This is a genomic window from Gluconobacter albidus (genome assembly GCF_002723915.1).
Classification (GTDB): domain Bacteria; phylum Pseudomonadota; class Alphaproteobacteria; order Acetobacterales; family Acetobacteraceae; genus Gluconobacter; species Gluconobacter albidus.
Genome location: NZ_BEWL01000015.1, coordinates 1 through 14,062, shown reverse-complemented (window position 1 = coordinate 14,062; position 14,062 = coordinate 1). Strand labels below are relative to the sequence as shown.

The 14,062-nt window shown below is 56.5% G+C and carries 11 protein-coding genes and 4 pseudogenes; 9 read left to right on the top strand and 6 right to left on the bottom strand.

All coding sequences use genetic code 11. The features are described from left to right. Positions 1-3 precede the first annotated feature (3 nt). The 3 genes and pseudogenes from GAL01_RS13785 to GAL01_RS13775 form a co-directional block, all read left to right on the top strand. The gene (locus tag GAL01_RS13785; protein ID WP_231865303.1) at positions 4-402 is read left to right on the top strand and encodes a DUF2141 domain-containing protein; all 399 of its coding nucleotides are present in this window, start codon (positions 4-6) and stop codon (positions 400-402) included. 13 nt (positions 403-415) lie between these two features. Then, positions 416-1,663, top strand: a complete 1,248-nt coding sequence (locus GAL01_RS13780) for an aldehyde dehydrogenase family protein (RefSeq protein ID WP_062029574.1) — start codon at positions 416-418, stop codon at positions 1,661-1,663. Between the two features lie 48 nt (positions 1,664-1,711). Further along, positions 1,712-2,270: pseudogene (locus GAL01_RS13775) on the top strand (IS5 family transposase); the annotation flags it as partial. 85 nt (positions 2,271-2,355) lie between these two features. Here GAL01_RS13775 and GAL01_RS13770 read toward each other — a convergent pair. Continuing rightward, positions 2,356-3,255 (bottom strand): NmrA/HSCARG family protein, encoded by a 900-nt coding sequence (locus GAL01_RS13770; RefSeq protein WP_231865302.1) that lies wholly within the window; start codon positions 3,253-3,255, stop codon positions 2,356-2,358. A gap of 41 nt (positions 3,256-3,296) precedes the next feature. Between GAL01_RS13770 and GAL01_RS13765 the strand changes: the two genes are divergently transcribed. Next, entirely contained in the window at positions 3,297-4,184 is an 888-nt protein-coding gene (locus GAL01_RS13765) for a LysR family transcriptional regulator (protein WP_062029564.1), read from the top strand. Positions 4,185-4,543: 359 nt separating this feature from the next. Here GAL01_RS13765 and GAL01_RS13760 read toward each other — a convergent pair. The 3 genes and pseudogenes from GAL01_RS13760 to GAL01_RS13750 all read right to left on the bottom strand — a co-directional run bounded on the left by GAL01_RS13760 (position 4,544) and on the right by GAL01_RS13750 (position 8,359). Then, positions 4,544-6,834, bottom strand: a pseudogene (locus GAL01_RS13760) (xanthine dehydrogenase family protein molybdopterin-binding subunit). Positions 6,835-6,846: 12 nt separating this feature from the next. Beyond that, positions 6,847-7,854: an FAD binding domain-containing protein gene (locus tag GAL01_RS13755; protein WP_062029562.1), complete on the bottom strand. Its 1,008-nt coding sequence runs from the start codon at positions 7,852-7,854 to the stop codon at positions 6,847-6,849. Next, a pseudogene (locus GAL01_RS13750) lies at positions 7,851-8,359 on the bottom strand ((2Fe-2S)-binding protein). The gene GAL01_RS13755 and the pseudogene GAL01_RS13750 overlap by 4 nt, the downstream one beginning before the upstream one ends. 264 nt (positions 8,360-8,623) lie before the next feature. Here GAL01_RS13750 and GAL01_RS15850 point away from each other — a divergent pair. From GAL01_RS15850 to GAL01_RS13730, 5 genes and pseudogenes are all read left to right on the top strand, one after another. Then, the gene (locus tag GAL01_RS15850; protein WP_197458981.1) at positions 8,624-9,091 is read left to right on the top strand and encodes a hypothetical protein; all 468 of its coding nucleotides are present in this window, start codon (positions 8,624-8,626) and stop codon (positions 9,089-9,091) included. Positions 9,092-9,231: 140 nt separating this feature from the next. After that, a complete protein-coding gene (locus GAL01_RS15845; RefSeq protein WP_197458980.1) occupies positions 9,232-9,777 on the top strand; it encodes a hypothetical protein in 546 nt (181 codons plus the stop codon). A gap of 207 nt (positions 9,778-9,984) precedes the next feature. Further along, positions 9,985-11,121 (top strand): acyl-CoA dehydrogenase family protein, encoded by a 1,137-nt coding sequence (locus GAL01_RS13740; protein WP_062029559.1) that lies wholly within the window; start codon positions 9,985-9,987, stop codon positions 11,119-11,121. Further along, positions 11,118-11,849, top strand: coding sequence for a PIG-L deacetylase family protein (locus GAL01_RS13735; protein ID WP_082790697.1), 732 nt, complete (start codon positions 11,118-11,120; stop codon positions 11,847-11,849). The genes GAL01_RS13740 and GAL01_RS13735 overlap by 4 nt, the downstream gene beginning before the upstream one ends. Next, positions 11,846-12,277 (top strand): annotated as a pseudogene (locus GAL01_RS13730) (class I SAM-dependent DNA methyltransferase); the annotation flags it as partial. The gene GAL01_RS13735 and the pseudogene GAL01_RS13730, both read left to right, overlap by 4 nt. A 73-nt stretch (positions 12,278-12,350) precedes the next feature. Here GAL01_RS13730 and GAL01_RS13725 read toward each other — a convergent pair. Beyond that, entirely contained in the window at positions 12,351-13,394 is a 1,044-nt protein-coding gene (locus GAL01_RS13725) for a glycosyltransferase (RefSeq protein WP_306417709.1), read from the bottom strand. A gap of 152 nt (positions 13,395-13,546) precedes the next feature. Next, the gene (locus GAL01_RS13720; protein ID WP_231865300.1) at positions 13,547-13,813 is read right to left on the bottom strand and encodes a hypothetical protein; all 267 of its coding nucleotides are present in this window, start codon (positions 13,811-13,813) and stop codon (positions 13,547-13,549) included. Between the last annotated feature and the right edge of the window lie 249 nt (positions 13,814-14,062).

Genomic DNA, 14,062 nt, shown 5'->3' with positions numbered 1-14,062 from the left:
CTGATGCTGTTTTTGTTTCTGTTACCCGACGTCGTGCAGGCTGCTGCGCTGAATGTGGCAGTGACGAATATTCCTGATGCGACCGGGAATATTCGCGTGGCTGTGTGTACGAAAGCGGAGTTTCTGGCGCCAGATTGTGGGTATCATGCGATCGTACCGTCCCGGCCGGGGCAGGTGAGCGTAACATTTGCGGATGTCCGGCCTGGGGTTTATGCGGTTCAGTCCTTTCAGGACCGCAATGGCAACCAGAAGCTGGATCAGAATTTTCTGGGAATACCGAAGGAGCCACTGGGCTTTTCGCGCAGTCCGCCGATGCATTTCGGACCACCCCGGTTTGCCGATGCGGCGTTTACTTTTGGAAATCAGGATGCGGCGCTCTCCGTAGCCTTGAGAACGAAATAGGGGGATCGGACAGATGACGGTGTCCGACGATGCTGTCGCCCGGCTGAAACAGGCGGCAGAGCATTGGGATGCGGTGCCGATGGGCGCGCGGCTGCGTCTGGTCCGGCGTTTTCGTTGTCTGCTGTGGCGGAAATGGCGGAGACTTCCGGCTCTGTATCCGAAGCGTCCGGCGGTTGAGACATGGACGGCCGAACTGCTGCCTCTATTGGCAGCGTGCAGGTTTCTTGAGCGGAATGCCGGGAAAGTATTGAGCGCGCGCAAGGCGGGTATGTGGGGGCGGCCGCTGTGGCTGCCGGGAGTGACGTCGCGTGTTGAGCGGAGACCTTTCGGGGCGGTTCTGATACTGGCGCCGGGGAATTATCCGTTGATGTTACCCGGCATCCAGCTTTTACAGGCTCTGGTGGCGGGGAATGTGGTGGCTCTGAAGCCGGCCCCGGGGGGAGAGGCGGCGGCACGTCTGCTGGTTGATCTTCTGGCGCAGGCTGGTTTCCCCCCATCGGTATGCATGGTTTTGCCAACGGATGCAGGCCGGGAAGCGGTCGCCGCGGGTTTTGATCTGATTATCCTAACCGGATCGGCGCAGACGGGGCGGCAAGTGCTTCAGGATGCCGCCAGAACCTTGACGCCAACGATCATGGAGTTGTCAGGCGTGGACCCGGTGTTTGTGCTGCCGGGCGCTGATCTGGCTCATGTCGCTCGTCGGCTTGCTTATGGGGTCCGTTTGAATAACGGCGCGACATGTATTGCGCCGCATCGGGTTTTTATCCGCAACGAGGACAAGGCTGCCGTTTTGGCATTGCTGAGGTCCACGCTGGCTCAAAAACCGCCTCTGTCCTGCGACAGTGCTGGTCAAGCGCGGCTTGCGGCACTGAAGGAGCGGATCGAAGCTGCGGGTGGCCGTGTGGAGATGGTGGGGGATGTGAGCATATTCACGCAGGTGGAGGGGCTGCATGGCCTCCTGGATACGGACATTTTCATGCCCTGGCTGGCGCTGACGGGTGTTTCGGATATCGAGGTCGCCACGACGCTGGAGAAGGGGATGTCTTACGCACTGGGGGCGAGTATTTTTGGTCCGGCACCTGCGGCGGCAATGCTGGCACGACGGCTTCGCTCGGGCTCGGTGTGCATCAACGACCTGATCGTACCCACTGCAGATCCAAGACTGCCTTTCGGAGGCGCAGGGGGAAGTGGGTATGGCGTGACCCGCGGGCCAGAGGGACTATTGGCGTTGACGCGGCCAGTGGTAATATCCTCACGCTAGGCTAGGCTTCCTGACGGATGAACAGACGGAGCATCTGCGCCTCGGTAGTACGGTCCACATAAGACGCTGTACAACCGCTGGAGCGTCATGGGGATCTTCGCCCGCATGATGGATGGCCTGGCTACTGGCGAGGCAGAGCCCCAGACTATTATGTTGGATGTGACGTATCTCAAGCCGCATTCCACGGCTTCGAGCCTGCCGTTGAAAAATGGGATCCAGGGCGAGTGATCGGACGGACAAAGGCGGCATGAACACGAAGCTGCATGCGACCACCGATCAGAACGGACGACCGCTGAGCCTCTTCATGACAGCAGGGCAGATCAGTGATTATACCAGTGCCGCTGCCCTGCTGGGAGAACAGGGTAATGACGCCGCCTGGTTCAGGGACGCTCTGGAAGAGAAAGGGAGAAAGCCCTGCATTCCAAGACGGGAAATCTCGCGAAAACCTGTCAAATACGATAGGCGGAAATACAAACGCAGCAACCGCATCGAGATCATGTTCGGAAGGCTCAAGGAATGGCGGCGGGTCGCAACCCGCTACGACAGATGTCCGACCGGCTTCTTGTGCGCCATCTGCCTCGCTGCAACCGTCATGTTCTGGCTTTGAGGATTAGGTCTTGGATTTATCACGGTAAAAAAGGAGTTTTGCCGTTGCCCGCCGGCAGGAACGCGATAGCTACCACGCCAGAAGCCTAATTTTGCGCCCAGTCCCGCAACGTCAGGAGGGCCGGATGCTCATGACGGAGGTCAGGAATGTTGGCGTGAAATCCGTCGCTTGCAATCCATTCGAACATGAGGCGGAAGTCTTCTGGTAGCCGTGCGCAAAGCTGAGTTGGGATTTTGAAGGACACTGCAGGGCGCAGACCCGAGCGCCTAAGAATGGAGGACGCAGATTGCAAGGTGACGTTATCGCCCGCCAGTTCGATACGACGACCTGCAAAAATGTCTGTTTTCTCAAAAGCTTCAGCTGCGAACCACCCGACATCTTTGGCCGAAACAAGCTGCATGGACTGTTCGGGAGCCAGATAGGTTTTCATCATTGAGAGCATTGTAGTGCGGAACATAAAGATGGAAAAATTCTTCATGAAAGCCGCAGGTCGAAGAATGGTAGCCGTCAGGCCCAGTGCTGCAATATGTTTCTCAATGGCCCACTTGCTTTCGAAATGAGGTACTCCACTTCTGCGCTCTGCTCCGCCGGCGGAACACTGTACGAAATGGCGGACACCACTTTGCGCTGCCAGCGTCGCCAGTAATTTGCCTTGGCGCTCCTCCCCGGCAGGCCCGATTTTCATGGGAGACTGGACGGACAGCACCCCATGAACCCCGCGTAGCGCTGTTCGAAGAGAGTGCTCGTGATCAAGATTGCCTTGCATCAGTTCCACACCAAGTTTTGCCAGGACCATCGCTTTTGGCGCCTGAAGGTCCCGAACCAGTGCCCGGATATGCCACCGTTCTGCGCGACGCATCATCTCGCGGATTGTAGCACCTCCCTGTTGTCCAGTGGCGCCTGTGATCAGAATAATTGGCTTTGGCATATCCGTTTCCTCATTGAAATCAAAGGATAGGCCGTTCCTTCTGTGAAACGCAGCCATCTTATCGTAGACATCACGTCTCACTTATGGAACGGATTTCAATGAATTCTGATGATCTCGGTTGCTTTGTCCATATCGCGGACGCCACGAGCCTCAGTGGGGCAGCGCGTGCAACGGGCACCTCAAAATCATCCCTCAGCCGGGCGCTCCTTCGTCTTGAAAACATCATTGGAGCAAAGCTGTTTGAACGTAGCCCGCAGGCTCTCCGGTTGACGGAAGCGGGGCGGATGCTTCTGCCCTATGCGCGTCGTGTTATGGACGATTTGAATGAGGCGAAAGCGGCGCTTGATAATGTAACGGGACAGCCTCGCGGGGTCTTGCGGATCAATGCCGCAATGACCTTTGCGCTTGGACTTGTAGCACCGATGCTTCCTGATTTCCTCAAACGCTTCCCCGAAATACATGTGCATTTCGATACCGAAAACCGCTTCGTGGATATTGCTCGGGAAGATGTGGACGTCGCAATTCGTATCGGTACGATGCCGAACTCGGATCTGATCGCCTGCAAGCTTGGTCAGATTGCGTTATGGCCATGTGCCAGCCCCGCCTATCTTGCTCAACGGGGAGCACCCGATACGCCCGCAGATCTAGCCAGTCACGTACTTTTCGGGTGGACAGCCCAACCCGCGATATGGCGTTTCCAAGATATGCAGAAACGCGAGCATAGCGTCTCTGTCCCTGACGGGTCCGTCGTGCCGGAGCCTGCCGTTTTACAGGTGTTGCTTGAACATGGCGCCGGGATCGGGCGGTTGCCAGATTTTCTCGCGCGACCTGCCATTGAGCGTGGCACCCTGATACGGCTTCTTCCAACATTCACGACAGAAACCGTAGAAGCCCATGCTGTCTATGCAGCGCACCGAAGCCTCTCCTCAAGGATCCGCGTTTTCATCGACGCGCTACGAGCGCATCTGTCCCAGAATTCAGAATAAAAATAGCAAATCATAAGAGAGAGGTAAGCATCTCAGGACGATTGAAAAAATTAACGAGCACCATTCGTAATTTTGGGTAGAGATAATCCTTGAACAGACGATGTTATATCCCGCTACAAACTGCCTCGATTGTTGGGGTGATCCGCAGATAGTTGCCGATCTGGGGAAAGATGCACTGATGAGGTGATGTTAGGCGCGGCTGGAATTTGTGGCAGCCTATATTTATCTGGCGAGCGAAGACAGGTCTCTCGTAGCCGGGCAAACACTTTACGTGATTTGTGCTATAATAAATCGATGGCCGATTCCTGGCTGTTGGTGCCAGCTTCTTTGGCCTGTTCAGGCCCAAGAAGCTTCGAGGCTCAGTTTCCCGACATAATCGGCAGATTGCGATGGCGTTGACCCGTTGCATGGAAGATTGCATTGGCAATGGCTGCCGCCGTACCGCACATGCCAATTTCCCCTACGCCCTTGACCCCGAGCGGGCTGACTTCCTGATCCTGTTCCTCGACAAAAATGACATCCATGTCCGGAATGTCGGCATGGGAGGGGATGTGATACTCGGCAAAACTGTGGTTCATGAAGCGCCCCACGCGTTCGTCCATCAGGGACTCTTCATGGAGCGCCATGGCGGTCGCCATAACCATCGCACCTCGGACCTGACTGGCAGCCGTCTTGGGGTTCATGATGCGGCCGGCTGCAACAGCGTTGACCAGCCGCTTCACACGCACGATACCGAGTTCCTCATCCACGCGGGCTTCGCAGAAAACGGCACTGTGGGTGAAACGGGCCTTTCTCATCTGGCTGATGGTCCCACGAAGCCCCGGCTTCGCGGTTTCTTCGACTTCAAGCTTTTCCTGTCCCGTTAGAGACATCGCTTCGGACAGGGGCAACCTTAGGGTCTCGTTCCCGTCCGCACCTTGGAGGAACCCGTCCTGCAGAACTGTAGTGTTGTTCGACAACCCTTCTGTCAGCCAGACGGAGATGTTTCCGCTTTTCCCCAGCACTTTGAAAAGCTTTTCGCGCAGGCTCTGACAGGCAAGCCAGACCGCAGCTCCAGCTGAGGCGGCTGTCCATGAACCACCCTCAGTCGGACATTCCGGAAGAGTTGAATCGCCAAGTTCGATATCAATCATCTCGATGGGGATACCGAATGCTTCAGACGCCGTCTGGGCCAGGATTGTGTAAGTTCCTGTTCCGATGTCGGAGGCGGCGGTTGCGATATGCAGACGTCCATCGCCAGTCAGTGTGGCGCGTGCCGATGTGGGGGAGAACATTGCGTCCCAGATACCTGTTGCCATGCCCCAGCCGATCAGTTCCCTGCCTTCCCGCATGCTTTTCGGTGCCATTGGTCGGTTTTGCCAGCCAAAGCACTCTGCGCCCTCATGCATGGCCTTTTTCAATGCCTTGCTGGTCAACGGCATGTCATGCATGGCGTCGATATCGGAATAGTTGTGCAGACGAAATGCCAGCGGATCCATGTTGCAGGCATAGGCCATTTCGTCGATGGCCATTTCAAAGAGATTGACGCCTGTGGCGGCTCCGGGGGCACGCATGTCGCTGGAAGTATAGGTGTCGCGTGGGGCCACCTTGTAATCGGCCATAGCGTTGGGGCATTTGTAATTGATCAGGCCCCAGATCACGAGATTTTCCATGTTGTGCTCAAAGCGTGATGTGTCCGTCACGCCATTGACGATCATGGACTGCAACGTGCCGTCCGGCTGGGCACCAAGGGCGATATCCATAACGGCTTCCGGGCGGAAGACATGGGTGAACATCTGTTGGCGCGTCAGGGTGACACGGACCGAACGATCCAGCATTTTCGCTGCGAGAACTGCGAGAACTGCGAGAACTGCGAGAACTGCGAGAACTGCGAGAACTGCGAGAAAAACATTGTGCTGAGCGCGCAGGCCCGAGCCGAATGCCCCCCCGACATAGGGATTGAGCACACGGATCTGATCTTTTGAAAGGGACAGGGCGCTTGTCAGGTAGGTTTGTACAGATTGCGGGCCCTGTGTCTTGTCCCAGACCGTGAAGGTGCCGTCCTCCTCGACGATAACGGTCGTGGCGTGCATCTCCATGGGGTTGTGATGCTCGGGGGCGAGGTGATAGCGCCCTTCGACCTTGATGGGGCTGAGAGCATAGGCTTCGGCAGCATTTCCGCGTGACTTGGGCGGCACGTAATTGCTGCGGGTTTTGTCTGGCATGTATTTCTGATGCAGGGAGGCCTCGAAATCCGCGTTATGTGGCCAGCGCTCGTAATCCACTTCGAGAAGCATGGCCGCTTCACGGGCGGCTTCGAATGTTTCCGCGAGGACGACGGCGACGGGCTGGCCGCTGAAGTTTATTTTCGCCTCATGAAGCGGCCTGTAAGGAGAGCCGGGGCGCCCAGACCGTCGACATACGATTTTTCAAAAAGCGCAGTGCGTGGGCGGTTAAGATGCGTCATGATCTCCACCACACCGGGTACCGATCGGGCTGCCTCTTCCTAGATTGTTTCGATCCGACCGCGCGTGATGGCACTGTTGACGATGAAGCCATACAGCATGCCGGCAGGATGCGGCTCGGCGGCATAGCGGGCCTGTCCCGTCACCTTGGCGAGGCCATCAATCCGGGAAATGGGTTGTCCAATTTTTACTGAATGGAGAGTCATACCCAGGTTCTTTCAGAAGGTGTTCTTTTGCGTCTGGGACTGGGGCGTGCCAGCGGCGGCCTGCGACAGGGCCCTGATAATTACGCGGGGAGCCTGCTTCAGCTTGGCGGCGTTATCGCGGTCGGTGACTGCACCTTGCAAAAGGCGCTCGGCGACGCCGTGAAACAGGGAAAGAGAAGGTGTTTTCCCTTCAAGGAGCGCTTCGGCTTCCGGGACGCACCAGGGTTTTGTGCCGACGCCACCCATGGCGATGAAAGCCTTGCGGATCGTATTGTCTTCCATTTGCAGGCCGGCTGCGACGGACACGATCGCAAAGGCGAAAGACTGTCGGTCGCGGATCTTGAGGTAGGTGTGATGGGAAGCGAAGCTGAGTGGCGGCAGATCAATGGACGTGACGATTTCACCGGTGCGCAGGATGTTGTCCTGCCAGGGTGTGTCTTGTGGGAGGCGGTGGTAGTCGCGCAGGAGAACAGTGCGCTCGCCTTCAGGGCCAGTGAGGTTGACCGTTGCGTTCAGGGCTGCAAGGGCCACGCACATGTCTGACGGGAACGTGGCGATACAGGATTCGCTGGTGCCGAGGATGGCCATGATCCGGTTGCGTCCGCCTTTGGCGGAACATCCCGTACCGGGAGAGCGCTTGTTGCAGGCCATATCAGGGTCATAGAAGTAGTGGCAGCGCGTGCGCTGGTTCAGGTTGCCGCCATTGGTGGCCCTGTTACGGATCTGAGGGCTGGCACCGGCCAGAATGGCGGAGGCAAGCAGGGGGTATCGTTCTCTGACAAGCGGATGGGCTGCGGTGTCGGCATTGGTGGCGAGGGCACCGAGGCGCAGACCGCCATCAGGGCGTTCCTCGATCTGGCTCATGGACAGGGCATTGAGATCAACGACATGCTTGGGGCGTTCGACGTCCGATTTCATGAGGTCGATGAGGTTGGTGCCTCCTGCTAGGTAACGCGTGTGCTCTGGGATGCGTTGCGCTGCGTCAAGTGTGTTGGGGCGGGAATAGGAGAACTGTCTCATGCGGCTTCTCCAGCCCTGTCTTGCTGCTGCTGGGCAACAACCTGCTCGATGGCATCTATAATGCCATTATAGGCGCCGCAACGGCAGAGATTGCCGCTCATGAATTCGCGGATTTCCTCGCGAGTGTGGACATGCCCTTCTTCCAGAAGTGCCACCGCTGACATAATCTGTCCTGGTGTGCAGTATCCGCATTGAAAGGCATCTCGGTCGATAAATGCCTGTTGCATTGGATGTATTTTTTGCCGTCCCGGCCCAAGCCCTCAATCGTCGTCACCTCGGCGCCAGGGATTGAGACAGCCAGAATGAGGCAACTTTTCACCCGTTTGCCATCTACGAGTACGGTGCAGGCCCCACACTGGCCGTGATCGCAGCCTTTCTTCGTTCCTGTAAGGTCCAAACGCTCCCGAAGAAGGTCCAGTAACGTCACACAGGCCGGGATTTCATCAACATAGGGCTCTCCGTTGATCCGGAGACGGCAGGAGCTGGAGGCGAGCATGTCAGGCATCGAAAATCGCTCCGTTCAGCGCTATTTCTTCAGGTTTGTCAGATTGTAAGAGGCGCAGCGGCGTCAAGTTTCACCGCAACCCCAATAATTCCGGGCACAGATCACCCGTCATACGAAAGGAACTACGAAAGGCCGCGGGGCACGGCGGAAAAGATGATTTCTTAAGACATTTTCGTAACACGACCGTGATCTGGCCGTTCAATAGTGAAGCGGCAGAGTTTCGACGTCTGTCCGGCTTCTGAAAAGATCTTGACGGGAATTGCGGTGACGAAAAACAAAGAGCAGACACGGCACCAAAGGGATGATCTTGCCCTCGACGGACTGAGCTTTCTTCTGGCGGATGTTCAGGACAATCTGGGAAACTTCCTGACAGCGTTTCTGACGATACAGAGCTGGCCTTCAAACCGGATTGGTGCGGCGATTGCTGCGGGCGGTCTTGGAGCTGTTCTGGCACGGTTCGCAGGTGGGTGGGCTCTGGATATTTTTCCGCGCCGCCGTCTGATGCTCGCTGTGTGCTGTGCCGTGACATTCATGTCCGTCACTGTGATGGCCTGGGCACCGCTGTTTTACCCGATTGTTCTGGCGCATTTCATCGCGGGCGGGGCAGGCGCGCTCTTTACGCCCGTCCTGCCGCCATCAGCCATCATACAGCGGGGGCCAAAGGCTATATTGAGCGCATGGGCCGTAATGAGTCCTTCAATCATCTGGGCAATGCGTCGTCCGGTTTTGTGATGAGTCTGCTGGGCAGGATGATGGGCCCGGTGGCTCCTCTTTGGGGTGTGGGAGGACTCGCGGCGGCCAGTCTTTTTATGATTGGAGGGTTTTCAGCCCGGGCCGATGCCCCCTCGGAACAGCCACGGGATGCCGCCTCAATGCGCCAGACCCTGGGGGCTGTCTGTAAGCTGCTTTCCGAACCGCGACTGGCCGTCTTTCTGGCGACCTATCTCCTGTTCAATGTCGCCAATGGCGCCGTGGTCCAGCTGATGATCGAGCGTTATGCTTTTTTCCATCTGGGCGATCCGGCAATCGTGACGGCCATTTGTATCGTCGTGGCCCAGATCACCATGGCACCTGTGGCCTTCTTCGTGGGCAAAAAGGCTTCTCAATGGCCGCGCAAACCGCTGTTTGTTTTCGCGCTGGTCCTGCAACCTATTCGGGACGGTCTTGTGGTCCTGAGCGCAGGCTGGCCGACGCTGACTCTGGTCCAGATCCTCGACGGGCTTTCGTCTGGCATCATTCTGGTGCTGTTCTATGCTATCCTATCCTTTCGGACATTGCTTCTGGAAGCGGACGAAGCAATCTTCTCATCGGACTGGGACTGGCGCTGGGAACGATCGGGGCGTTACTTTCCAATCTCGCAGGTGGCGCTCTGGCATCAGGCTACGGGTTCAACACGACATTCGTGGTCTTGGGATTGACAGCGGCTGCTGTAGCCTGCCTGTTTGCATGGGGCATGCCGGAGACGCATTCGCCTTCCTCTGAGGGGGCATGAGATGGGGCTAATCTCAGGGTGATGCGTCTGCCTTATTCGCGCAGAATAGTGACCGGCGATATTATTTTCACAAGGATCCCTGATCGACTTCTGGACGTTTCCCATATCGGGCTGCGCGGAAGGGCTACAGGACATGTCAAATTCTGGTCATGGAGGGGCCGACGGGAAAGATTCTGCCTTTAAGGCCAGACTTATGCATCTGTTCGCAGACTGGAAAGTCAGACCCTTCACGTCAGAAGAAAATCTGTTTCCGTCCGACCTCCTGAGATCTCTGAGACAGACCGGTGCTTTGGATGCACTCCTTCCGTTGGAAGAAGGAGGGCTTGGGCTGGTTTCTTCTTCCGACAGTGGAGATCTTCTTTCGTTGCTTCTGCGGCGGACGGGTTATTTAAGCTTATCGTTGGGACGGTGTCTTGAAGGACATGTGAATGTTGTTCGTCTCGTGGGGCTGTATGGCACGCAAGAGCAGCGTCACACGTTGGCCACAACATCGAAAAAAGGAATTTTGGCCGGGATATGGGTCACAGACGGGGACCCTCCTGTGACCATACGGAAGGAAGGGGGCCTCTATAGGCTCTCCGGGATCAAGGGATTTGCCAGCGGCGTCAATGAGGTTGGTCTTGCGCTGATCACGGCAACGACCGAGCAGGAAGAGTCGGTCATGCTCCTCGTGCCGACTACGGATGCCGCTCGCAGACGGCCAGGTCCGGGCAAGCTGACCGGGATGCAGGCAAGCGGAACGGGTGCTTATGATTTTACCGGGCTGACGGTCTCTGCTCAGGATATTCTGGGGGCGGCGGGAGATTATCTGCGGCAGCCTGAGTTTTCCGCGGGAGCATGGCGCGGATCGGCCGTCGCGCTTGGCGCTATGGACCGGTTGGTCGATTTGCTGAGGGAAGAACTTCTGGCCCGGAAGCGGGCCCACAACCCGCATCAGCTCTGCCGGATTGGTGACGCGATGATCTTTCAGAAGACGGCCTCCCTCTGGGTCAGGCAGGCCGCTCATGCTGCGTGTGCTTGTCTGGAGATGCCCCCTGAGGAGGTCACAGCGACTGTCAATCTGGCGCGGTTGGCCGTTGAGCGCGCGGCCCTGGAAATGATTACACTGGTGCAGCGCGGTCTGGGCCTTTCGGCCTTTGTAAGAGGGCGAGCGGTCGAGCAGATCATGCGGGATCTGGCGACTTATCTGCGCCAGCCCGCTCCGGACGAGGCGTTGACCGAAGGTGCGGCATGGTTTGTCATGCATGACTGGCCGGAGGATTGCTCATGAAAGTCCGGGATGTGCTTCGACATTTCGCGGAGTTTCCGGTAGCGCCCCTTGAGACGATCGCACCTGAAACGGCGCTCGTCCTCTCCCCGCATCCGGATGATGAGAGTCTGGGTTGCGGGGGCTTTATTGCCTCTGCGGTGAAGAACGGAAACCCGCCGGTGGTGGTGATTGTGTCCGACGGCTCTGCGTCGCATCGTAATTCAGTGACATGGCCGCCCCGGCGGATGGCTCGGCTTCGTCAGGAAGAAAGCTGGGAGGCCGCGACAGTACTAGGGCTTTCTTCCGACCGGCTGCTCTTTATGGGGTTGCAGGACTCAGCCGTTCCAACACAAGGCGACAGCTTTGAAGCTGCCGTTCACGACCTCATTGAGATCGTTGAGCGTTATGAGTGTCAGACGGTTCTGACGCCATGGCGCTGCGATCCTCACTGCGATCACGAGGCTGTCTGGCTGATGGGGCAAAAGCTGAAGGTTCTGGTGCCGCAGTTGAGGCTGCTGGCTTATCCCGTCTGGGGTCTGACCCTACCACCCGAAATGGAGATCAACGGGGATCTCCTCACAGGATGGAGGCTTGATATAGGGAAGTTTTTAGGCAGGAAACGCGCGGCCATTCAGGCCCATCGCAGCCAGAGGGGGCTTGTCGTCGACGATGACCCAAGCGGTTTTGTTCTTCCTGAACATCTGATGGAAAAGATGCTGCTTCCCTATGAAATCTTCATTGCATCATGAGTAACGAGACATGGAAACCGGAAGTCTTTGAGCGTCTGTTTCAGAATAATCCCGATCCGTGGGGCTTTGAAAAAAGTCCGTATGAACAAAGAAAGCTGGCACGGGTTCTGGAATGTCTTCCTGCCTTTCCTGTTTCTTTTGCCGTGGAGCTCGGATGTGCGATTGGTGTTGGAACGTTAGCACTCTCAAAACACTGCGCACGCATTTTGGCAGTCGATGCCTCCGAAAGTGCACTTGTTATTGCAAGACAGCGCTGTCGCGCGGAGAAATACGTCAGATTTCTGGCGGCTTTCCTGCCAGCGGATTATCCAGTTGCGGAAGCCGCGGGCTGCGACCTCGTTCTTATTTCCGAGCTTCTTTACTTCCTTTCTCCAAAAGACATCCGTCGACTGGCCGACATGGTCATGGAGAGCCTGAAATCTGAAGGGCATATCCTGATCGTAAATTGGACAGGGCAGACCGATACGCCATGCACGGGTGATGAGGCGGCCGAGCACTTCATCAGGGCCTGTCGTGAAAAACACTGGATTCCGGAGCTGTCAGAGCAGGGAAAGGGATATCGTATTGACCGGCTGTCTCGATCGGGAACTTCTTCGGTAAACGCTGTTTTAGCTGGCGAAGGCGCTTGAGTACCCTGAGGGCCCGTTCATGATGTTGCTGCAGATCGTTTCTGCGGATGCAGACTACAGGAAGGTCGGGATAGGAAATATCGAGGCAAGAAGATTGGCTCTGCCAGTATGTCCGTTCTCTTCGAAGTCTCAGCAGGCGTCTGGAGACAGGTTCGAAGGCATCGTCAATAAATTCGTCTTGGGCGATCAGGCGACGCGCCAGAGTTTCCGCCATTCCGCCACGCGCGCGACCCTGAAGACGTGCGGAGACATAGACCTTCACTTGCGGGGCATGACGAATCGCCATGCCGTTCTGCCGCAGGACCTTGGCGAATGCCCTATCCTCTCCTGAAGGAACGCCGGGAATTCCGCCGACCCTGTTCCAAGCCTCACGGGTTACGGCAATGCTGGCGCCTGAATGTTCCAGATGCCGGGGCCAAGGGTCATGCGGCTCGGGATTGGCCAGAAGTCCAATCTGGTCCAAAATTGCACCGTATGCCCGCTCCAATTTTTCATCCTCGTGAAGATGAGGAGGAATCTTTCTGTATTCTTCAGGAAGAAGGAGAACGCGTCCAAAAACTGCCTCAACAGGGTACTGAATAAAAGCCTTGAGAATACTATCAATCCAGTCACCTGCAACTTCGCTATCGGCATCCGTAGTCAGAAGAATCGCATCAGAAGACGCAGTTTTGGCGACATATGCCATGGCGTCACGTCGTGCCTGACCGGCACTCGCTATGGAAGGAGGATAGGAAACCGTCACAGTTTCCAGTTTGAATGGCAGGCGGTGGGCGAGAGAATGCGCCCGGTTATCAGTTTCGTCGGTTGTGTTGTTGATCCAGAGAACGACCCTGTGCGGAAGGTGCTTCTGCGCCGCCAGGGCGAGAAGGCAGGGGATAATATGTTCTTGTTCATTACACACGGGGATCGCCACAATTCTTAGCTTTTGCCAAAATAGGAATTGCCTGCTCAGCGATACAGGATCAGTATTGATAAGCGGAAGGACGCGACTATTCCTGTCGTGTCTCCCCCAGTCTTCGGCGCAAGGAGTAGCCTCGCAGGATCCTCGCGCTCGCTCGTGGGGCATTATCAGATGCTCGCCACGAGTTGCGGTTCAAAGAAACTCCAAACCTGATTGGTTGAATTTTCAGGACCATCGAGAAGTGCGGGCGGCTCGCCTTGCGGGGAAGGTGGCGCTTCCTTCTCTGGAGGATATGACTTCCCAGGATGTTCTTCTTCGGGAGGTTCGTCCGTAATAGGACTTTTATCCGGATATGGATCGAAGTGTTCCCGCTCATCTGGAGAGCCGGGAGCTTTCGTGGGATTGATGGGGAGGGCACTATCTGGAAAAGGCATGTTTGCCTCCATTAAGGAGACAGCTCAATGGTTGAGAAAGGTGAGAGTTCAGATCACTTAAAAGAGAATACTGCGCTCTAGGTATATGTTCAGTAGCGGTTGTTTGCCTAAATAAGGCTTTGAGAGTAGCTATACACTGTACTTTGAGGATATTTCATAATTATGTGGGCGGAATTGCATCAGCTATAATGGCAATCCAGTCTCAGGTTGCGCCCGAGGGAAGATCCATGAAGCCCTGAGAAACCTGAA

What these genes read in the sequence shown, in the direction of transcription:
- GAL01_RS13785 (WP_231865303.1), top strand. Translation starts at nt 4, where the DNA reads ATGCTGTTTTTGTTTCTGTTACCCGACGTCGTGCAGGCTGCTGCGCTG.
- GAL01_RS13780 (WP_062029574.1), top strand. Translation starts at nt 416, where the DNA reads ATGACGGTGTCCGACGATGCTGTCGCCCGGCTGAAACAGGCGGCAGAG.
- GAL01_RS13770 (WP_231865302.1), bottom strand. Translation starts at nt 3,255, where the DNA reads ATGGCTGCGTTTCACAGAAGGAACGGCCTATCCTTTGATTTCAATGAG.
- GAL01_RS13765 (WP_062029564.1), top strand. Translation starts at nt 3,297, where the DNA reads ATGAATTCTGATGATCTCGGTTGCTTTGTCCATATCGCGGACGCCACG.
- GAL01_RS13755 (WP_062029562.1), bottom strand. Translation starts at nt 7,854, where the DNA reads ATGAGACAGTTCTCCTATTCCCGCCCCAACACACTTGACGCAGCGCAA.
- GAL01_RS15845 (WP_197458980.1), top strand. Translation starts at nt 9,232, where the DNA reads ATGCGCCAGACCCTGGGGGCTGTCTGTAAGCTGCTTTCCGAACCGCGA.
- GAL01_RS13740 (WP_062029559.1), top strand. Translation starts at nt 9,985, where the DNA reads ATGTCAAATTCTGGTCATGGAGGGGCCGACGGGAAAGATTCTGCCTTT.
- GAL01_RS13735 (WP_082790697.1), top strand. Translation starts at nt 11,118, where the DNA reads ATGAAAGTCCGGGATGTGCTTCGACATTTCGCGGAGTTTCCGGTAGCG.
- GAL01_RS13720 (WP_231865300.1), bottom strand. Translation starts at nt 13,813, where the DNA reads ATGCCTTTTCCAGATAGTGCCCTCCCCATCAATCCCACGAAAGCTCCC.